At 57.5% G+C, this 17,856-nt stretch carries 15 protein-coding genes; 7 read left to right on the plus strand and 8 right to left on the minus strand.

Annotated elements, in window-relative coordinates; genetic code table 11:
• Position 1 precedes the first annotated feature (1 nt).
• Positions 2-1,273: a site-specific integrase gene (locus tag C3Y15_RS04420; protein WP_185499738.1), complete on the plus strand. Its 1,272-nt coding sequence runs from the start codon at positions 2-4 to the stop codon at positions 1,271-1,273.
• Between the two features lie 402 nt (positions 1,274-1,675).
• Positions 1,676-2,248, plus strand: a complete 573-nt coding sequence (locus C3Y15_RS04425; RefSeq protein ID WP_124259834.1) for a hypothetical protein — start codon at positions 1,676-1,678, stop codon at positions 2,246-2,248.
• A 77-nt stretch (positions 2,249-2,325) separates the two neighbouring features.
• On the opposite strand, the gene C3Y15_RS04430 is transcribed toward C3Y15_RS04425, so the two are convergent.
• A complete protein-coding gene (locus tag C3Y15_RS04430; protein WP_124259835.1) occupies positions 2,326-2,550 on the minus strand; it encodes a DUF4148 domain-containing protein in 225 nt (74 codons plus the stop codon).
• Between the two features lie 883 nt (positions 2,551-3,433).
• Between C3Y15_RS04430 and C3Y15_RS04435 the strand changes: the two genes are divergently transcribed.
• The 4 genes from C3Y15_RS04435 (at position 3,434) to C3Y15_RS04450 (ending at position 8,251) form a co-directional block, all read left to right on the plus strand.
• The gene (locus tag C3Y15_RS04435; RefSeq protein WP_124259836.1) at positions 3,434-4,999 is read left to right on the plus strand and encodes an ABC transporter ATP-binding protein; all 1,566 of its coding nucleotides are present in this window, start codon (positions 3,434-3,436) and stop codon (positions 4,997-4,999) included.
• 11 nt (positions 5,000-5,010) lie between these two features.
• Positions 5,011-6,120, plus strand: coding sequence for an ABC transporter permease (locus C3Y15_RS04440; RefSeq protein ID WP_124259837.1), 1,110 nt, complete (start codon positions 5,011-5,013; stop codon positions 6,118-6,120).
• 13 nt (positions 6,121-6,133) lie between these two features.
• The gene (locus C3Y15_RS04445; protein ID WP_124259838.1) at positions 6,134-7,063 is read left to right on the plus strand and encodes an ABC transporter permease; all 930 of its coding nucleotides are present in this window, start codon (positions 6,134-6,136) and stop codon (positions 7,061-7,063) included.
• Between the two features lie 492 nt (positions 7,064-7,555).
• A complete protein-coding gene (locus C3Y15_RS04450; RefSeq protein ID WP_124259839.1) occupies positions 7,556-8,251 on the plus strand; it encodes an oxidoreductase in 696 nt (231 codons plus the stop codon).
• Positions 8,252-8,650: 399 nt separating this feature from the next.
• On the opposite strand, the gene C3Y15_RS04455 is transcribed toward C3Y15_RS04450, so the two are convergent.
• The 4 genes from C3Y15_RS04455 to C3Y15_RS04470 all read right to left on the minus strand — a co-directional run bounded on the left by C3Y15_RS04455 (position 8,651) and on the right by C3Y15_RS04470 (position 12,353).
• Complete coding sequence (locus tag C3Y15_RS04455) at positions 8,651-9,616, minus strand: LysR family transcriptional regulator (protein WP_166677037.1); 966 nt, start codon at positions 9,614-9,616, stop codon at positions 8,651-8,653.
• A 138-nt stretch (positions 9,617-9,754) separates the two neighbouring features.
• Complete coding sequence (locus C3Y15_RS04460; protein ID WP_124259841.1) at positions 9,755-10,114, minus strand: BON domain-containing protein; 360 nt, start codon at positions 10,112-10,114, stop codon at positions 9,755-9,757.
• A 226-nt stretch (positions 10,115-10,340) separates the two neighbouring features.
• Positions 10,341-11,441, minus strand: a complete 1,101-nt coding sequence (locus C3Y15_RS04465) for a BMP family ABC transporter substrate-binding protein (protein WP_124259842.1) — start codon at positions 11,439-11,441, stop codon at positions 10,341-10,343.
• Between the two features lie 57 nt (positions 11,442-11,498).
• Positions 11,499-12,353, minus strand: a complete 855-nt coding sequence (locus C3Y15_RS04470; protein ID WP_124259843.1) for a hypothetical protein — start codon at positions 12,351-12,353, stop codon at positions 11,499-11,501.
• Between the two features lie 527 nt (positions 12,354-12,880).
• Between C3Y15_RS04470 and C3Y15_RS04475 the strand changes: the two genes are divergently transcribed.
• Positions 12,881-13,858 carry a 2-oxoglutarate and iron-dependent oxygenase domain-containing protein gene (locus C3Y15_RS04475; protein WP_124259844.1) on the plus strand — a complete coding sequence of 326 codons (978 nt, stop codon included), beginning with the start codon at positions 12,881-12,883 and terminating at the stop codon, positions 13,856-13,858.
• A 113-nt stretch (positions 13,859-13,971) separates the two neighbouring features.
• Here the strand turns inward: C3Y15_RS04475 and C3Y15_RS04480 are convergent, their stop codons facing one another.
• The 3 genes from C3Y15_RS04480 to C3Y15_RS04490 form a co-directional block, all read right to left on the minus strand.
• A complete protein-coding gene (locus C3Y15_RS04480) occupies positions 13,972-14,934 on the minus strand; it encodes a LysR family transcriptional regulator (RefSeq protein ID WP_124259845.1) in 963 nt (320 codons plus the stop codon).
• A gap of 266 nt (positions 14,935-15,200) precedes the next feature.
• Positions 15,201-16,544 carry a nucleobase:cation symporter-2 family protein gene (locus C3Y15_RS04485; protein WP_124259846.1) on the minus strand — a complete coding sequence of 448 codons (1,344 nt, stop codon included), beginning with the start codon at positions 16,542-16,544 and terminating at the stop codon, positions 15,201-15,203.
• A gap of 190 nt (positions 16,545-16,734) precedes the next feature.
• On the minus strand, positions 16,735-17,832 hold the full coding sequence (locus tag C3Y15_RS04490) for a hypothetical protein (protein ID WP_124259847.1): 1,098 nt from the start codon (positions 17,830-17,832) through the stop codon (positions 16,735-16,737).
• Positions 17,833-17,856: the final 24 nt, after the last annotated feature.

Genomic DNA, 17,856 nt, shown 5'->3' on the forward strand with positions numbered 1-17,856 from the left:
AATGGAGTTCGCAAACGGCCTGATGGGTCATCCGGCGTACAAGCGTTCGCGGGTTGCCATCTTCTTCGATAACGATCACGGACTTCTCGAAGAGCCCACGCGTTGGATGATGGCGGTCGCGAAGCGGAAATCTAGGAGCGTCGAGACTAGCCGCAACTATGCGCACATCCTGGCACGCTACTTCGACTGGCTGGACAATGAAGGCTACGGCTGCGCGGCCTGGCAATCCATTGACGAGGACATCTTCGATGCTTATCTGGTCCATCTGGGGCAGCCCCGAGAGGACGGCAGCACCATTGCCTACGATACGGCGCTCCACTATGCCTACCGGATTTACGACTTCTACAGTTGGGCGAAGAAAAACGGCTACGAGCATTCCCTTGAAGTGGAGCGGGATGAGATCGAGCATCGTCTCGATGCTAACCAGCATCTACTGGGACACATCAAGCCCTCCGTCAGCGTCGAGAAGCTCAACTTCAACCTGCCTACTGGACGGCCGGCATTGCATCACCGCGAGTTGGACAGGTTCGTGACGCAGTCCGACTACGAGACGGCGCTGCCACTTTTCGACGACCCAGTGTATGCCATTATTGCCACGATCATACGCATTACGGCGGTGCGCCCTAAGGACTTGCTCCAGCTCCCATATCGCGGCAAGGGACTCAACGTCGACTTCGTGCCCTACGACGACGGCGAAGCACCGCCGGACCTTGGCCGACGATCGTTGCATTACGAATTTGCATCCAAGGGCAACGTGCGTTCCATCGAATTTCCTGGGAAGCTGTGGCAGACCATCTGTGCCGCCTATATTCCGCTTCGCCGACAGCGTGCGGAGTTGTATCGCGAGCGCACGGGGATTTCCCCACCGAACTCCGTCCTGTTCCTCAACAAGGCGGGGTATGCAGTGACCTATCAGATGCTTTACCGCGAATTCGCCAAGATTCCATTTCTCGCCGCGAAGGCACTCGAAGTGAAATTCAAGGGGCGCCGTTTCACGGCCTGCATGCTCCGACATTCCTGCGCCACGTACTTCGTGTACGAAGCGCTCAAGCAGAAGGGGCGCCTAGGACAGCATTTCGTTTACGACGCGGCGCTGGATGCGGAACTGCGCAAGCTTATGGGCCACAAGGACATCAAAACTACGCTCGAATATTACGTGCATCTCGTGAATCGATTTGCCCACGACGATCTGCTGGTCGATCTCAAACGCACACAAGTTGACTCTTGCTTGAGTGCGCTGCTGGAGTATCACGATTACGGAGGCGGCAAGTGAGCGAGAGCCTAATGGGTGCGACATCGGCGCCAAAAATCGCCAGTGTTTCGGTGTTCTCGTACGGATCTACAGGCAGGCGCTCGATTCGCGGATGCGGACACCTTAATGAGAAAAAGTGGCTTTGATGCTTATGGCAATAATCATCAAAGCGATTTCAAGAGTTAGGGAAAGGGCCGGCGCATTCTCGCATGCGAGAACGCTGCGTGCCGCTTGTCGAAGTTCATCGAACCTTGAACGAAGTTCGCTCACATTGAACTGCTCCGCCGGCAATCAACCGGCCGCGGAATGTAGCAGCTTGAGTGTCGGTAGTTATTACATCAGCCGGTGCGATGCTCCTCGTCGGTATTAGTCGCACAGTCGGTCTGGTTAGAATGCTCACCGTCAATGACAACTGGAAATGAAATGGACGGTTTTTGGAGCGGTTTTTGGGGACCATTCTTCACCTTCACCGGCAGCGTCATCGTCGCGGTGGTGGCCAATTTCGTTGCTGAGGACTTCAGACGCTTCCGCGATGGATCTGCGCTCGCAAGCGCGCTCGCGGGCGAACTTCTCTCCTACGCAGCAGCGATCGGCGAACTCACGCAGAACATCACGTTGCTTGCCCAGCAGGCTGAAGCTGGCAACATGATTCGGGTGGCGGAAATCGAAATGCCGCGCGACATCGTGTACGAAAGCGCCGTGCCCAAGATCGGATTACTCGGGACCGCATTGCCCGAGCGTGTCGCCCTGGTCTACGGACGAATCCGCGCTTTTCGCACGCTCTATATGTTGATCGCGAGTGGCAAACCGGAGTGTGACGCGGCGGGGCTGGGGCGACTGTATCGTCAACTTCTGCTCAAGATGGGCGAAGCAGAACGAGAGGGTCGGCAAACAGTTGCCTTGCTGCATGAACGTGCCAGCGAATCGCTCTGCGTCGCTTTGCGGACTGCATGGGCTAACCGGCGTTGCGGTCGAGCGCGGTCGCTAAAGGATTAACCTTTTCGGAGATGACGGCCGGCAGGGTTCCGAAGGGCCAGCCGGAACAATGCGTGTCGGCCGTTGAAGCAGCCAACTCAGTGTTGGCTCGTGGCGGATTGATTCGCGGCCTGGCGTTGCGACGCCATCTGATCAGCTTGCACTCGGGCTTCGGCCTTTTGGAGCATCTGCGGGTAATCCACGTCGTCGGGAATCGGGTTGTAACCGGCCCGTTCCAGGTTGACGAGTTCGGCGCGAACCTGTGCGCGCGTGAGCGGCGCGTCGGTTTGCGCGAATGAAGCGATGGGGGAGGAGGCGAGCAAGGCGCGTGCAGACCCTCTGTCCGGTGGTTGACGCCTCTAGCGTCCTTCACGGCCTGACAAGTTGAGCGTTGTCAGTTGCTATAGGGCGGATGACTATGTCCGCCGTCGCCCACGCCTGAGGGTGAGCTCCGAGCTACGATAAACGAGCATCTCAATGGGCCTCACCGCCGTCATTCGTGGCTATCGTTTCGGTACGCTTGAGACATCGGGAATGGACCTTAAGCACGCTCTTGGAGACTGATGTCCGCTTGGCTTCGGTTGGCTACAGCGTGAGTGGAAGCGTTGTTGGTACTGATTTACTTAATCCCAATTCGCCACTCTCCCTCAGTACTTGTCCCAACGAGATACTGCTTGCAGCAACGTACTTTTTCGCTATACAGTCTGGTATACCAGCTATGAACTCTAGCGAACCAGCGCAGAGTTGGATCTTTCAACCGGCATCTGTTGGAACGACCGGGACACGCATGCCATTGCGACAACGTGTAATGGCGTGCCGGTGTCCTTCGAACGACTGGTTGTCTCAAGCCATGACTCTTTAACGTGCTTCGCCTCTTCGTGCACCCCGCGACAAAAGGGGGGCATTGCTCTGCCCTTAATGCTTATGCGGAAAGGTAATGGGCACCCGGCTCAGTGGCAACAGACTCTCGTCGGTTGAGCTGCTATGGAATTGAAGGCTGCGACGCGGGCGTCGCCGGAAACCGGGTCTAGCAAGTTGAACTTTGACAGTGGCATTAACTTATTGTGCAGCCGTATGTACGACGTAAAACAGTTTGCATTCCATAATACATTACCGCTACTTCGTGCTGGTTGATTTGTAGCATTAGAGGATCGGTAACTTTATACGAGCCTTGCCTAGTCGGCAGCCAGGCGCTAAGGAATCTCAATGGATGACTCCATTCTTGCGTCGACCAGGCCACCGCGCCTGGCGTTATCCGGTATCAGCAAGCAGTATCCGTCGGTCAAGGCGAACGACGGCGTGAACCTCGTCGTCATGCCGGGCGAAATCCACGCCGTGCTCGGCGAAAACGGCGCGGGCAAGTCCACGCTGATGAAGGTCATCTACGGCGCCGTGCGTCCGGACGAGGGCGAGATCCGCTGGCAGGGCGAAGTAGTCGAAATCGGCAGCCCGGCGGCTGCGCGCAAGCTCGGCATCGGCATGGTGTTCCAGCATTTCTCGCTGTTCGAGACGCTGACGGTCGGCGAGAACATCGCGCTCGCGCTCGACGAGAAATTCGACATGAAGACTTTGTCCCGCCGCATCCGCGAGGTGTCGAAGGACTATGGGCTCGACGTCGATCCGCAGCGCCATGTGCACAGTCTGACAGTGGGCGAGCGGCAACGCGTGGAGATCGTGCGCTGTCTTTTGCAGAACCCGCGTCTGCTCATCATGGACGAGCCCACCTCGGTGCTCACGCCGCAGGCGGTGCAGAAGCTTTTCCTGACGCTGCGCCGCCTCGCGTCCGAAGGCTGCAGCATTCTCTATATCAGCCACAAGCTCGACGAAATCCAGTCGCTCTGCGAGAACGCCACCGTGATGCGCGGCGGCCGCGTGACCGGCAACGCCGATCCGCGCCGCGAGACCCAGGCGTCGCTCGCGCAGATGATGGTCGGCCATTCGCTGCCGGACTACACGCGCCGCGAGCACACGCCGGGCGATGTCCGGCTCGCGGTCAAGCATCTCTCGGTGGCGAGTCCCGATCCGTTCGGCACGTCGCTGGACGACGTGTCGTTCGCGGTGCACGCGGGCGAGATCTTCGGGATCGCGGGCGTGTCCGGCAACGGCCAGGCGGAACTGCTCGCCGCGCTGTCGGGCGAAATCCGCGACAAGCACATCGCGGCCGATGCCGTGTCGATCTGTGGCAATCCCGCCGCGCGTCTGACCGCCGGCGGGCGCCGCCGGCTCGGCTTCGCCTTCGTGCCCGAGGAACGGCTGGGACGCGGCGCGGTGCCCGCGATGTCGCTCGCCGATAACGGCCTGCTCACCGCTCATCGCGAGAATCTGGTGCGCGGCGGCTGGGTCAAGACGAACGCGGTGAAGGCGTTCGCGGACCGCTGCATCGAATCGTTCGACGTGCGTTGCGGCGGTAGCCATGCGCTCGCGCAAAGCCTGTCGGGCGGCAACCTGCAGAAGTTCATCGTCGGACGCGAGATCCTGCAGGAGCCGAAGGTGCTCGTCGTCGCGCAACCGACTTGGGGCGTCGATGTTGGCGCGGCGGGCTTCATCCGTCAGCAGTTGCTGGATCTGTCGGCCCGCGGCGTCGCGATTCTCGTCATTTCCGAAGAGCTCGAAGAACTGTTCGACATCTGCGACCGGCTCGCCGTCATCGCGCGCGGCAAGCTCTCGCCAGTGCGCAAGACGAGCGAAACAAACGCGGAGGAAGTTGGGCTCTTCATGGCTGGTCTCTTCGAAGGGAAGCGCCAGAGAGCGGTCGAAATTGATACCGTCTGAACGAGAACACAATGACTATTTTCCCCTACCGACTCGAAGCGCGCTCGACACCGTCGAGTCTCATGCAACTCACCGTGCCGGTTATGGCCACCGTCGCGACGCTTGTCCTCGGCTTTCTGATTTTCAGTCTGGTCGGCCAAGACCCGTTGCGCGCGATGAACGCGTTTTTCATCGAGCCGCTCTCTAGCATCAACGGCTGGTCCGAGCTCGTGCTCAAGGCGTCGCCGCTGTGCCTGATCGCGCTCGGGCTCGCGCTCGGGTATCGCGCGAACGTGTGGAACATCGGTGCGGAAGGGCAGATGCTGCTCGGCGGAATCTTCGCGAGCGGCATCGCGATTCATGCGGGCGACTCATCGGGCTGGTGGACGCTGCCGCTCATGATGCTGGGCGGCATTGTCGGTGGCATGATCTGGGCGGCGATTCCCGCGCTGCTCAAGAGCCGCTTCAACACGAATGAAATCCTGACGAGCCTGATGCTTACCTACGTGGCGACGCAATTGCTGATCTATCTCGTCAGCGGCCCGTGGCGCGACCCGGAGGGCATGAACTTCCCGATCTCGGCGATGTTCGGCGACGCCGCCTTGTTCCCGCGCCTCTACGGCGACTGGCACTGGACGTGGCTCAAGGGCACGCGCATCAACGCGTCGGTGTTTCTGACGGCGATCGCGATTCCGCTCGTGTGGCTTTTCATGCGCAAGAGTTTCGCGGGCTTCCGGATGAACGTCGGTGGTCTCGCGCCGCTCGCCGCGCGCTACGCCGGTTTCTCCGACAAGAAGACGATCTGGACGTCGCTGCTGCTCTCCGGCGGCCTCGCAGGCCTCGCCGGCATGGGCGAAGTGGCCGGGCCGATCGGCCAGCTTCAGGCGGGCTGGTCGCCGGGCTATGGCTTCACCGCGATCATCGTCGTGTTCGTCGGGCGGCTGCATCCGGTGGGCATCGTGCTCGCGAGCCTCCTGATGGCGCTGCTCTATCTGGGCGGCGAAGCAGTACAGACCTCGCTGCAATTGCCGCAAGCGCTCGCGGGCGTGTTTCAGGGCTTGTTGCTCTTCTGTCTGCTCGGCTGCGATCTCTTCGTGAATTACCGCATTACGCGCCGCGCGATCGCGCATCACGCCGCATAAGAGGGGCAAGAACATGGACATCAATCAAGCTAGCAATCTCACGTCGAGCGCCGTCATCGCCGCCATTCCGTTAATGTACGCTGGCGCCGGCGAGCTCGTCGCGGAAAAGTCGGGCGTGCTCAATCTCGGTGTCGAAGGCATGATGCTGATGGGCGCGGTCGCAGGATACGCCGTTACCGTGATCACCGGCAATCCGTGGCTCGGCATCGTTGCGTCGGTTTTCGCCGGGCTCGCGATGGCGCTGCTCTTCGGCTTTCTGACTATCACGATGCTCGCGAATCAGGTCGCGACGGGTTTGTCGCTGACCATCTTCGGCATCGGCTTTTCGGCGTATATCGGCAAGCCGTACACGTCGGCGGCGATGCGCTCGACCATCGACGTGATGCCGGTTCCCGGTCTTTCATCGATTCCCGTGCTCGGCCCGGCGATCTTCTCGTTGACGCCGCTCGGCTATCTCGCGTTCATCATGTTCGCGGTGATCGGCTGGTTTCTCTACAAGACGCGCGCGGGGCTCGTGCTGCGTTCGGTCGGCGAATCACCTTCGGTCGCGCATTCTGTGGGCTTTCCGGTGGTCGGCGTGCGCTACGGCGCGACGCTCTTCGGCGGTGCAATGGCAGGCATCGCGGGTGGCTACTATTCGATCATCTATCTGCACATCTGGCAGGAGCAACTGACCTCGGGCCGCGGCTGGATCGCGCTCGCGCTGGTCGTGTTCGCGACGTGGCGCCCGGGGCGTCTCCTGATCGGCGCGCTGCTGTTCGGCGCGGTGATGGCGCTGCAGTTCTACGCGCAGGCGATCGGCGTGCCGGTGCCCACGCAGTTCCTCGCGATGCTGCCGTATCTCGCGACCATCGTCGTGCTGGTACTCATCTCGCGCAACCAGAACACGATCAAGCTCAACGCGCCGGCCTCGCTCGGCAAGCGCTTCTTTGCGATGAATTGATAATCGCCTTAGAGGTTCTGCAACGGGCTGCGGCGTCATCGCACGGATCACCCGATCGGCAGCGTGGCTGCGTCCGCGCGTGGCGCGCCGGCCCAAAGGCGAGGGCATCGCGACATCGCGGAACTCGTCGCATTCTTAATCGGCGGAGTCCTCGCTGTTGGTGCTCAATTCCGCGCATCGGCCGCGGCTGGCTGCGAAAGCACCGGGCAACCCTCCAGCTCACCGCTTGCAGATACGCGTTGGTTGATCAGATGGCCATTCAACCAACGTTTCATTTTCGAGACAGTAGGTTTCGTAAATAGAACGAACTACAAGCGACTGCTGCTTAGTATCGTAGTTGGCATATACAAGGCATTCGCGTTTCATACCTTGTCGTAGTTATTGGAGCGGCTTAACCTGAATCCAATAAGCAAAAGCAAAGCTCGGTCAACTGCAACGCTGCTTGTTACGCCGGGCAATCCCAAAATTCATCGGGCTTGTACTGGAGAAGACATGCACAGGAACATGATTGCCGCGGTAGTCAAGCGCAGATGGCAACTCGCCCAGGGTTACCATGCGGTGGAAGTTGAAACCAAGCATCATTCGGAAGTTCCGCCGTTTGACGACGGAGCAATCGTCGACCTAACCCGGGACCACGAAGGTCGTGCTGTGCGTTCCCATCCGCTGTGGCACCTTCCTTCCCGCGAGGACGCATTTGTCGTGGGTGTTCGGCAGGAAGCGGACGCCAAAGGGACGCGTGACGTGTCCGACTTTTCGTGGAATCGCGGCGATGAGTTCTACATTGGCGCGCCTCGAAACCCGGAGATTGTGATGGACTGCAATTCCCGGTACATCCTCTTCTCAGCGGGGCTCGGCGTGACTGCAGTTGCTGGCATTGCAAAAAGGCTGGCTGCTGCTGGCAAGGTATTCGAAATTCACAATTTCGCTCGAACCCTTGAGCGTACCATCTTTCGGGAAGAGCTCGATTCGCTTAGCGAGTATGGCCAAGTGAATATCAGGATTGGGCTCAAGGAAGAAGAGATTGAGCGAGCCACATCGCTCGCGGTGAGCCCCACGCACGCGAACTCGCAAATCATATTCAGTGGACCGCCATCTTTCATGAGGCAAATCGAGCGGCAGGCGCGTGAGTGGGTCTACCCATCGAACATCCACAAAATCATTCTTGGAGAGAAGGTAGTCCGAAGGTGAGTCTCGCGGCGGTCGTTACGTAGGCTTAAGCGGTTTGCCCGTCAAGCGAGCGTCGGCTTCGACGCTCCTGATCGTAGTACGGCCAGACGCCGCTATGAGTGGTTGGCTTCGGGTACGATAGGGCCGTCGGGCAGGTGAATGACGTCACTCGGGCTATGGTTCCTCCCGGAATCCCAAAAAATCTTAGGCTGGATGCCCGTTGACTCCAAGCGGAGTGCGGTCTGGAGAGGACCCGGTATATCGGCGAAGACGCCTCCTTAATCTCCTGCCATCCCGAGATGGCCGCGTAGAACTCGAATTGCTTGGCGAGCGTGGACGCAAAACAAGTCATACATCGGGGGGCATTTCATCATAACCTGCTAACCAATTGAAACGTTGCTGCGAAACCAGCACGCGGTGTCAATCGTCCGCCATTCGCGCTTCCTCGAAACCCTTCCCGCATGCGGACCTTACCTTCGATGCAACCCAGGCGACCCGAAGCGGATCCTTGGTCGCATGGGTTGACGTCTGAAAATATTTGATGGTTGGCAAGTCCGCTTCCAGCGCCGCCGTATGAACCGGCAGGAGAGAGGCGTAATGCGCCGCGAACTTTCGGCTCGTGGTGAATAGGAGGTCGGACCGCTGTAGAAGGTGCGGAACCACATCAGCGAAGGGCAGGGCAACGGAGTTACGACGCCGTATCCCGCAGTCTTGGAGAATCTGGTCGAGAGTGGACCGTCGATTCCAAAGGTGGGCATTCAGCGCGACATGCTCCGACCTCTCATATTGCGCGCGAGTCAAACTTGCATTGCGGGCGAGCGGATGACTCTTGCTCATCATACAAACGATGTCATCGGTTCCGACTAATTCATGCCCGGCAGGCGGCGCCCCGAAACCGCTCACGATTGCGGTGTCCAACCTACCGGCGTCGAGTTCGACGAAAACGTCGAGCGAAATCATCGAACGGAACTCTATCGAAATGTGCTCGGAACTCGCGAGAACTTCCGCAGTAATAACCGGAATGAGAAAGGTTGAGATTTCGTCGATGCATGAAACAACGCATTTCCGCGGTACGACTGCTTCCGACCTGCCTACCGTACGTGCAGTCATAAGGTCAACGCACTCGCCGATAGTGGCCAACGAATGCATCATTTCCTGTGCGCGTTCGGTGGGAACCAGTCGTGACTTTCCGCGAACGAGAAGCGGGTCTCCAAATAGGTTTCGAAGTCGCGCCAACGATGCGCTGACGGACGATTGTGACATGTTGAGTTGGACCGCCGCGCGCGTTACGCTTTGCTCCCTCAAAATTGTATTCAGAATCGTAAAAAGATGAAGGCTGATCCGCTCTTGGTTCTGGCACTCGTCGTAACGATTCGTGATGGGCATATGCTTCTCTGCGCAGCCGGGCATAGCGCTCAAAGGCGGCAACCGTGCTCAAAGTTCACGGTCGCCGCTGAAGAAATGGATCTTATCGGTGCGTCGACGGCAGCGAGCGTCTTCGAATTGCTCGCTCCACATCGAGCGTCACTTCCATGAGTAGTTCGGTCGAGTCACCGTAAGCGTGTTCTTCACGGAGATGACGCCAGGCACGTCGCTCGCGACTTTGCCAGCGAGGTCAATCTGCTCCTGATTCTTCACGCTGCCCTGCAGAGTTACCTGCCCGTCTTTCGCGCGCACTGCGATATCGTACGCAGTCAGTCCCTTCGTCTTTTTGAGGGCTGCCTTTACTCGGCGACGTAAAGTGCCATTGCTAACCTGCGCCGACGACGCTCCGGTTGCCTCCTGCGTCGCACTGCCAGGCTGGTTCGGCTGGGCTGGCGCATTAAGTGCCCAAGCGAGCAAACCGACGCTCAGCGTGATGCGAACGATTTTGGTCAACTTCATATTTCTTTCTCCTCTGTCGGTTCTCGTACATTCCTATTGGAGAGGTGAGCGCGCTCGCTGAGTCTCTCCTATTGAGAGGTCCAGCGCGCTCGCTGAGTCTCATTGAACCACCATCACATGAAGCCTGCCAAAACAAACGTCCTCGTCGGCTCAGCCTCTATCAACCGCGGTTGAAGATTTGCGTGCTTCCCAACACGTCAGACTGAGCAAAGGTCGCAGTTATCCGTCAAGGGGCGAGCTTTCCCTGAACGCCTTCGACGAACCAGTTCATGCTGCCGACTTGTTCCGGAGACAGCGTCTTACCAGCTTCCACGCGGACCTTCCCGGAATCGTCTTTGAGTGGCCCGGCGAACGGGTCAAGGCGCCCGCTTTTCAAACCGTCTCGCGCGTCGCTCGTCACTTTCTGCGCCCGTTCGGGAACGAGGGTCGTATTGACATGGGTGAGGTCCACCATGCCTTCCTTGACACCCCAATACACCGGCTTGTTCGTCCACGTTCCACGTCGAATCTCGTCGATGACCTTGACGTAGTACAGACCCCAGTTATATTCGACGGCACCCAGTTGGGCCTTGGGACCCCAGTTACTCATGTCGGCGTCGAAGCCGAAGGCGTACACCTTATGTTCCTCCGCGACCGACATCATCGCGGTTGAGTCCGTGTTCTGAGTAAGCACATCCGCACCCAGCCCGACCAAGGTCTCCGCAGCTTGCTTTTCCTTGCCCGGGTCCCACCAGCTGCTAATCCATACAACCTTGACCACTGTGTTCGGGGCGACGGAACGCGCCCCTAGCGCGAAGGCGTTGATGTTACGCACGACCTCAGGAATCGGCATCGACCCAATGAAGCCCAAGACGTGCGATTTCGACATCTGACCGGCCAGAACACCGGCGAGATATTCGGCTTCATAGACGCGTCCGTTGTACGTGCCGAGGTTTGGCGCGCTCTTGTAGCCGGAGCTGTTGAGGAAGATCGTATCCGGATAATCCTTGGCTACTTGCAACATCGGGTTCATATAGCCGAAGGCCGTACCGAAGATGACTTTGTCACCTTGGGATGCGCGGTTCCGGAAGACGCGAGCGGCGTCTGAGCTCTCCGGAACGTTCTCAACACGAGTGACTTTGATTTGGTTGCCATACTTCTTCTCTGCCTCCTGGATGCCAATCTCATGGGACCGGGTCCAGCCGCCGTCGCCCGGATTGCCAAAATAGATGACGGAGACATCCAACGGTGCGTTTGCTGCATGCGATGTAGTCGACAGCGTCAGAAACGGAAGAGCGAGCAGTGCTAACGCGGTGCGATACAGCGCACCTCGGCATTTGTTCAACATGACGAGCTCCAAAGGTCCTACAGCAAAGTGGAAAGAAGTGAGTAGACGGCTTAAACGTTAGAAGTGCAATTTCGCTTCGACGAAGGGAGTGCTCTGAATATTCCCACCAACGGAGTTATTGGCTCCAAACTTGTGATACCAGTATTCCCAACCGATGCCGGCTTCAATCCAGTTCTTCTTTCCGAAAGCTAACTGGCCGACATCAACCATGATTTTGGGATGCAAGAGCACCTCGGTTTTCGTCGGTTGCGTATAGTCGTTGCCCTTCGGGCCAATCACGCTTAAGTACCCTTGAAGGCTCAAGGGAACCGGACCTACAGCAAATGGTATGTTCCAAGAACTCTCGACGCTGTAGGTCCAGTGAAAGCTCGTCGGACCGAAGTAGCCGTCATTGTTGAATTCCTTGTAGGCGCCGACCGAAACCTGCCAATATCCGACAGGCACCTTGATTTGAAAGCTGGGGCCAAACCGAACTGCGAACTCCCCGGAGGCGTAATAGTTATTCTTCGCGTCCCAGTTGAAGCCAGAATTGAAACCGATATCAGAGAACGGGCCGAAGGTGAATTTGTCCGTATTGAATATCTTGTTGAAGCTGAGGTCGTTGCGGAATACGAACCACCCCTCATAGGCACCTTGAGGTTGGTGACCGGTCGCGTTGGCCGGGTCCTGCCGGTTCGACATCAGCAATTGAGCGTCAAAGAAGTTGGTACCGTACTTGAAGCCGTCCGTATGGGTGAACTCGATGACGTTCAACCCGACGTCGTTGCCGCCGGGATGGTTCGGACTGGTTGCGCCAGGCATTTTGAAATACGGACCGTACCAATACGAGATGGAGTCGTCGACCCATTCGAACGCATGTGCTTGTGACGCAAACATGAGGCCCGCCGCCATTGCCAACAAACTTCTCTTCATATAGTTCTCCTAATGTCAGAACGTGGCATCTTTGCTCAATGCCACCCGCGCGCGTGCTTCTATCTCCCTTGCCCAGTCCGTAGGCGGTCGGTTCGCTGAGCGGCGGCTGCGACCTATGTGGGGAATAGGCCGGTTGGGGGTCAAGGAACTGACGTCGCGCAATCGGTACTCACAAAAAGGCTTGACGATTTGGCCTTCTAGTGCGCAAAACTGGTACACCAGAAGGTATTCCAAAAAAGCCAAACGGCCAAGTGTTTCAAAATCAGTGAAAGCCCTACCGTCGCAGGTTTAACGTTTGACGCGTGGCCCGGAGCGATATGCACGGTCATAACCAACGCCGTGGAACGTCCTATCGACGCGGCACTAGTGATGTGCAGGGCGATTACATCGAGGTCGTCCCAAAAGTGAAACGTTGCGTTTCATGAATGCCCTTCCGCACTGAAATCTGGAGCGATAGATTTGAACTACCACCTGCCCAAGTTGTTTCGTGGTGCCCCACATAGAAAGTACGCATTGGAACGAGAATCATGCTTATCTATCAGCCGCCAACTGCCGCGAAGTTCATCCCGATCATTGACCTTGAGGGGAGCTTCTCTGAAGACTTAGAGACAAGAAAGAAGGTCGCGTGGGAGGTGCATAAGGCCAGCCGCGATACTGGCTTCTTCTACATTTCGAACCACCGCGTTCCGGAGGAGGTCACGTTCGGACAGCTCGCGCTTGCACGCGAGTTCTTTGCGCTTCCCGTTGAGGAAAAGCTGAAAGTCAACTTCAATGACAACCCGTCGATGCGCGGCTACGAGCCGATGTCGAGCCAAGCGCTGGATGACGGTTCATTGCCCGATTTGAAGGAAGGCTTCATGGCAGGTGTCGATGGCCTGCAGGCATATGTCACGAAGGGGGAGTACAACAGCAAAAATCAGTATCCGGAGTCCATGCCCGCAATGGGGCCCGAGACGGACCTTTACCTCCATACCATGCTTGCGCTGGGCCGACATCTGTTGAGCGTTCTCGCACTGTCGTTGGACCTGCCCGAAGACTACTTCTCCCAAGGCGTGGAGATGCCGATGATTACCACTCGGCTGCTGCACTATCCGCCGCAGGACAAGGTCGGCGAAGGAAACCAGCTCGGCGCTGGGGCGCATACTGATTGGGGGATGTTGACGATGCTGCTTCAGGACGACGTCGGCGGACTAGAGGTCCGAAACGCGGATGGTGAATGGGTGCGCGCCCCTTACATCCCTGGCACGTTTGTCGTCAATCTAGGCGACATGGTCCCCGTGTTGACGAATGGACTGTATCACTCGAATATGCACCGCGTGTTGAACACAGCACCCGACAGGCACCGTTACTCTGTCCCGACCTTCTTCGACCCGAACTACTTCTACCGTATCAAGCCACTGGCTTCTTGTGGAGCGGCACAGGATGGCTCAGTCCGGGAGTACACGGTCGGGGAGCACATTGCAGAGATGTACGCCAAGACTTACGGGAGTGCCGCCCCGGCGTAGGTCAAAGAAATGCGGCCGAGCAGGGACAAGGTCCAAGGTTGGGCCTTCCTGCTCGGGCGAGGCATCGCCAAGAGCCGAATCGAGTCGTTGCGCAGTCGGTGCACGGTAACGCGTCACCCTGCCGGCACGTCCGGAAGTATTGTTGCCGAGGACGCGACGTAGTTGTTGAACGTCGGGATATCCACGACGCTCTGAGCCACCAGGTCGATGAAGGTCTTAAGTTTGTTGCTCCCGTACCGCTGCCGATGGTAAGCGCAAAAGATTCGCCGCATCTCTGGCTTCCAGTCAGGAAGAACGGGTATCAAGCTACCGTGTCGGATTTCCGGCTGAACAAAATAGTCGGGCAGTAGCGCGATTCCCATCCCATCCACACAAAACGTCTTCATCACCCAGTAATCATTGGTCTCAATGATGGACCGGCTGATGTAGGCGTGAGATGTCTGGTTCGAATGAAGGGTAACTTGCCCCGTATGCTCCGGCTCGCGTAAGGCAATCCGCTCGTAGCGAACCAATTCCTTCGGCTCCGAGGGCAGTCCCTGTCTCCGCGCATAGACAGGACTGGCGTATAGCCCGTAGCTGAGCCGTCCCACTGGCTTGGCTATGATATTCGGCAAGTCGGGCGCCTCTGAACAGATGTAGCAATCGGCGTCTTCTACCCGGGGTGATGAGGGGAGGCCAGCGGCATACAACTCGCAGACAACGTTGCCGTATTTGGCTAAGAACTGTCGAGTCACGTGACACACAAAAGTAGTCGTGAAATGATTCTCGGCAAGGATACACAGCCTTCCCTTCATGCCACTGCCGAGTTCCTGCACCTCAGCGCGGGCAAGCTCCAAACGACCGCCCATCTCCAAGAGCAGTGATTCGCAGCGGATATAAAACGCTTTCCCCGCCTCGGTTGGGACGACTCGCCTCGATGAACGTTCGATGAGTTCAACGCCGAGGTCCTCTTCAAGGCGCTGCAGGTGACGGCTGAGCGTTGACTTCGATATGCCAGTCAACGCCTCAGCCTTGGTGAGGCTGCACGTTCGCACGATCACGGCAAACGCTTCAATAAGCTTAATATCCAGTGCCATCGACGGTCAGAGCGACAAGCTGCGGACGCCAGTACCCGCCGGAGAATCTGCGACGTTTGAGCTTAGGACGCGACTCACTGGCTTTCGTCGCCTATTCGCTTAAGAGTACCAGAACGGACTGTCCTCGGCGAGGTGCAGAAAAACTTACACGCATGCGCCGCGTTACGTGTTTGGTTGCGACCCAGGCTGTCAAAAATAGTAAAGCGGCGCTGCGTTGTCTGAGACACGCCGCGCCGCTCGCCCTCGCTTTCCAGTGTGCAACCGCTCTAGACTTCGACGTCTCTTGCTGTCTCCAAGGTGAGGCGCGCCGCTTCTTCGTTCGAACTCAAGCCATTCAGGACGACATTGAGAACGATGGCCACGACTGCTGTAAGCAGGATGCTGCTGCTCAAAATCGGAGCCAATGCGCTGGGAAGCTTGGCAAAGAGCTTGTCCGAGACTACAGGGATCATGCCGACGCCCACGCTGATAGCGACAATGTAGAGGTTGTGGGTATGGTTAAAGTCCACCTTGGTGAGGGTCTTGATACCGTTTGACGCCACCATGCCAAACATGACGATGCCGGCTCCCCCCAGGACGCACGGCGGGATAGAGGCAACGAGCACCGACAACTTCGGGACCAGACCCAGCAGAATCAGAATAATGCCGCCAACAGCGCATACCCAGCGACTCTTCACACCCGTCACGGCGACGAGACCGACGTTCTGAGCGAAAGAGGTGTAGGGAAATGTGTTGAACAGGCCTCCAATGATGTTGCCGACGCCGTCGGCGCGGAAGCCTCGTGTCAAGGCTTTTTCGTCGATGGGCTTCCCAGTAATTTCACCAATCGCCAAAAACATCCCAGCCGACTCGACGAAGGTCACGAGCATGACGACGCACATTGAAGCTGTCGCCCAGAGATCGAACTTCGGAAGGCCAAAGTGAAGCGGCATGACCCATCCAATCCACGCTGCATCGTGTAGCCCGGCAAGGGAGACCTGTCCAAGGGGCACTGCAATTGCGAAGCCGAAGACGAGGCCCAGGAGAATCGCAAGATTCGCCAAAAACCCGCGTGCGAATTTGACCATGAGCAACACGAAAAGCAGTACGGCGCCGGCGATTCCAAGGTAAACCGGGTTGCCGAAGTCGGGGTTCCCGAACCCTCCACCGGACCACGCTGCCGCGACACCCATTAGCGACAGACCTACCATGAGAATCTCTGAACCGGTGACAATCGGGGGAAAGAATCGGAGCAGCTTGCCCACGAGCGGTGCCATGAAGATGCCAAAGATGCCGGCAGCAATGGTGGCGCCGTAGATGCCGAGCAAGCCAAGCTCGGGATTGGACCCAATTGCAAGCATCGGGCCGAGCGCTGTGAAGGTGACGCCCATCATGATGGGTAATCGAATACCCACGCCCTTGAAGCCAATCGTCTGAATCAGCGTGGCAATTCCTCCGGCCATCAAGTCCGCATTTATTAGAAAGGCTACTTGGTCCTTCGGCAGTTTGAGCACCGCGCCGATAATCAGCGGCGTCGCTATGGCGCCCGCATACATAATCAACACGTGCTGTACAGCCAGGAGGACCAACTCGCCCAACGGCAACTTCTCATTGCTTTCAGTATCTAACATGACTCACTCTCTTGGGCAGATTCAGAGCTCAACCAGCATCACGTGTGTGCGCCTTTGCTTTAACGACGTTGGTGCCAAATCTTTGTGTAAAAGAAGACTACAGAAATTTAATGCGGCGATTTACTGGGAGCAAATCGCCGCGCAGCAGTAACATCGACCTCCGCGCGGTTCGACACGCGTGCGTGCAAACCTACGAACGGTGCGCGTTTACAAAAGCTTCCAACGTCTCAGCCTTTTTCTTAGCTTCGTACACCGCTACCCGTTCCGCGTACAATTCGCGAACAAACTTCGCAACAAGGCAACTGTCGGCGAACATGTTGTACTTCCAACCTGTTCCGTAAGCTGCGAGGTTGATGTTGTCGATGGTCATGATTTCCATCTTAGAATCGTCAACCTCGAGGTACTGGTCAATGACCTTTCGAACCAGTTCCTTGGTGGCGGCAAGCTTGTGAGCATGCCATTCCTCGGTGTGCCACTCGCCCGGCTTCGGATTTGAGAACGGATACTGGATCGAACGACCGGGTCTGTCATACCCCAGACCATCAAATGGGCCAGTTTCGAACGCCCACCAGTTACGTGGACCGTTGGGCGCAGCCGGTCGGACCTGCGTCCAGACGACCATGTTCTGCTTGAGCCATTCATCGGCAAAGCTGTCATCGTTGTACGGATCGAGCTTCCTGATGGACTCTTTGTCACCGCGCATCTGCGACACCGCGTGTTCCACCTCATTTTCAATCTTAAAAATGCAGTGGCTGTAGTCCATGCAGAAATTGAATGGGATGCCTCGGCTTCTCACCATCTCTGCTACTTTCGTAACCCGACGAAAGTCCTCCGACCACATATCTACGTGACCTTCATACGAGATAGTCAGGTCGTAAGGCTTCGCAAGGTCATACGTGTACAAGTAAGAGTCGGCCACCTCCTGGTCCGTCACATAATGTCCGTCGGCGTGCTTGGCCCAGACCATAAGGTTGTGAAACTTTGATCCAACTTCACGAGCGCGAACCAGGTTCGACTTCAGTGTTTCCTCGTCCTTACCTAACACGTAAGTCCAGCTGCCCGACAAAACGGGCAGGTTATACTTCTCGCTCGCCTTCAAATATTGCTTCAGTTGATCATCATCTACGGGAATTCGATCCATGAAGTCCCACAGACCGGTCTCGTGCAAAAGCCGGAACTGTTCTTCGACTGGAAGTTCCTCGTCCAGCCAGTCAGTAACTGGTTTCTCCATCGATGACGGTTGAACGCCTCGGCCGGCGCACGCCAGCTTGAACATCTTTTTAGTCATTACATCTCCTAGAAGAATCGGCAT

The organism is Burkholderia sp. B10, from assembly GCF_004368385.1.
GTDB classification, from domain to species: Bacteria; Pseudomonadota; Gammaproteobacteria; order Burkholderiales; family Burkholderiaceae; genus Burkholderia; species Burkholderia vietnamiensis.

Coding starts and splice junctions, on each gene's coding strand:
- C3Y15_RS04420 (WP_185499738.1), top strand. CDS start 2: ATGGAGTTCGCAAACGGCCTGATGGGTCATCCGGCGTACAAGCGTTCG.
- C3Y15_RS04475 (WP_124259844.1), top strand. CDS start 12,881: ATGCTTATCTATCAGCCGCCAACTGCCGCGAAGTTCATCCCGATCATT.
- C3Y15_RS04460 (WP_124259841.1), bottom strand. CDS start 10,114: ATGAAGTTGACCAAAATCGTTCGCATCACGCTGAGCGTCGGTTTGCTC.
- C3Y15_RS04455 (WP_166677037.1), bottom strand. CDS start 9,616: ATGCCCATCACGAATCGTTACGACGAGTGCCAGAACCAAGAGCGGATC.
- C3Y15_RS04480 (WP_124259845.1), bottom strand. CDS start 14,934: ATGGCACTGGATATTAAGCTTATTGAAGCGTTTGCCGTGATCGTGCGA.
- C3Y15_RS04465 (WP_124259842.1), bottom strand. CDS start 11,441: ATGTTGAACAAATGCCGAGGTGCGCTGTATCGCACCGCGTTAGCACTG.
- C3Y15_RS04440 (WP_124259837.1), top strand. CDS start 5,011: ATGACTATTTTCCCCTACCGACTCGAAGCGCGCTCGACACCGTCGAGT.
- C3Y15_RS04445 (WP_124259838.1), top strand. CDS start 6,134: ATGGACATCAATCAAGCTAGCAATCTCACGTCGAGCGCCGTCATCGCC.
- C3Y15_RS04490 (WP_124259847.1), bottom strand. CDS start 17,832: ATGACTAAAAAGATGTTCAAGCTGGCGTGCGCCGGCCGAGGCGTTCAA.
- C3Y15_RS04470 (WP_124259843.1), bottom strand. CDS start 12,353: ATGAAGAGAAGTTTGTTGGCAATGGCGGCGGGCCTCATGTTTGCGTCA.
- C3Y15_RS04425 (WP_124259834.1), top strand. CDS start 1,676: ATGGACGGTTTTTGGAGCGGTTTTTGGGGACCATTCTTCACCTTCACC.
- C3Y15_RS04450 (WP_124259839.1), top strand. CDS start 7,556: ATGCACAGGAACATGATTGCCGCGGTAGTCAAGCGCAGATGGCAACTC.
- C3Y15_RS04435 (WP_124259836.1), top strand. CDS start 3,434: ATGGATGACTCCATTCTTGCGTCGACCAGGCCACCGCGCCTGGCGTTA.
- C3Y15_RS04485 (WP_124259846.1), bottom strand. CDS start 16,544: ATGTTAGATACTGAAAGCAATGAGAAGTTGCCGTTGGGCGAGTTGGTC.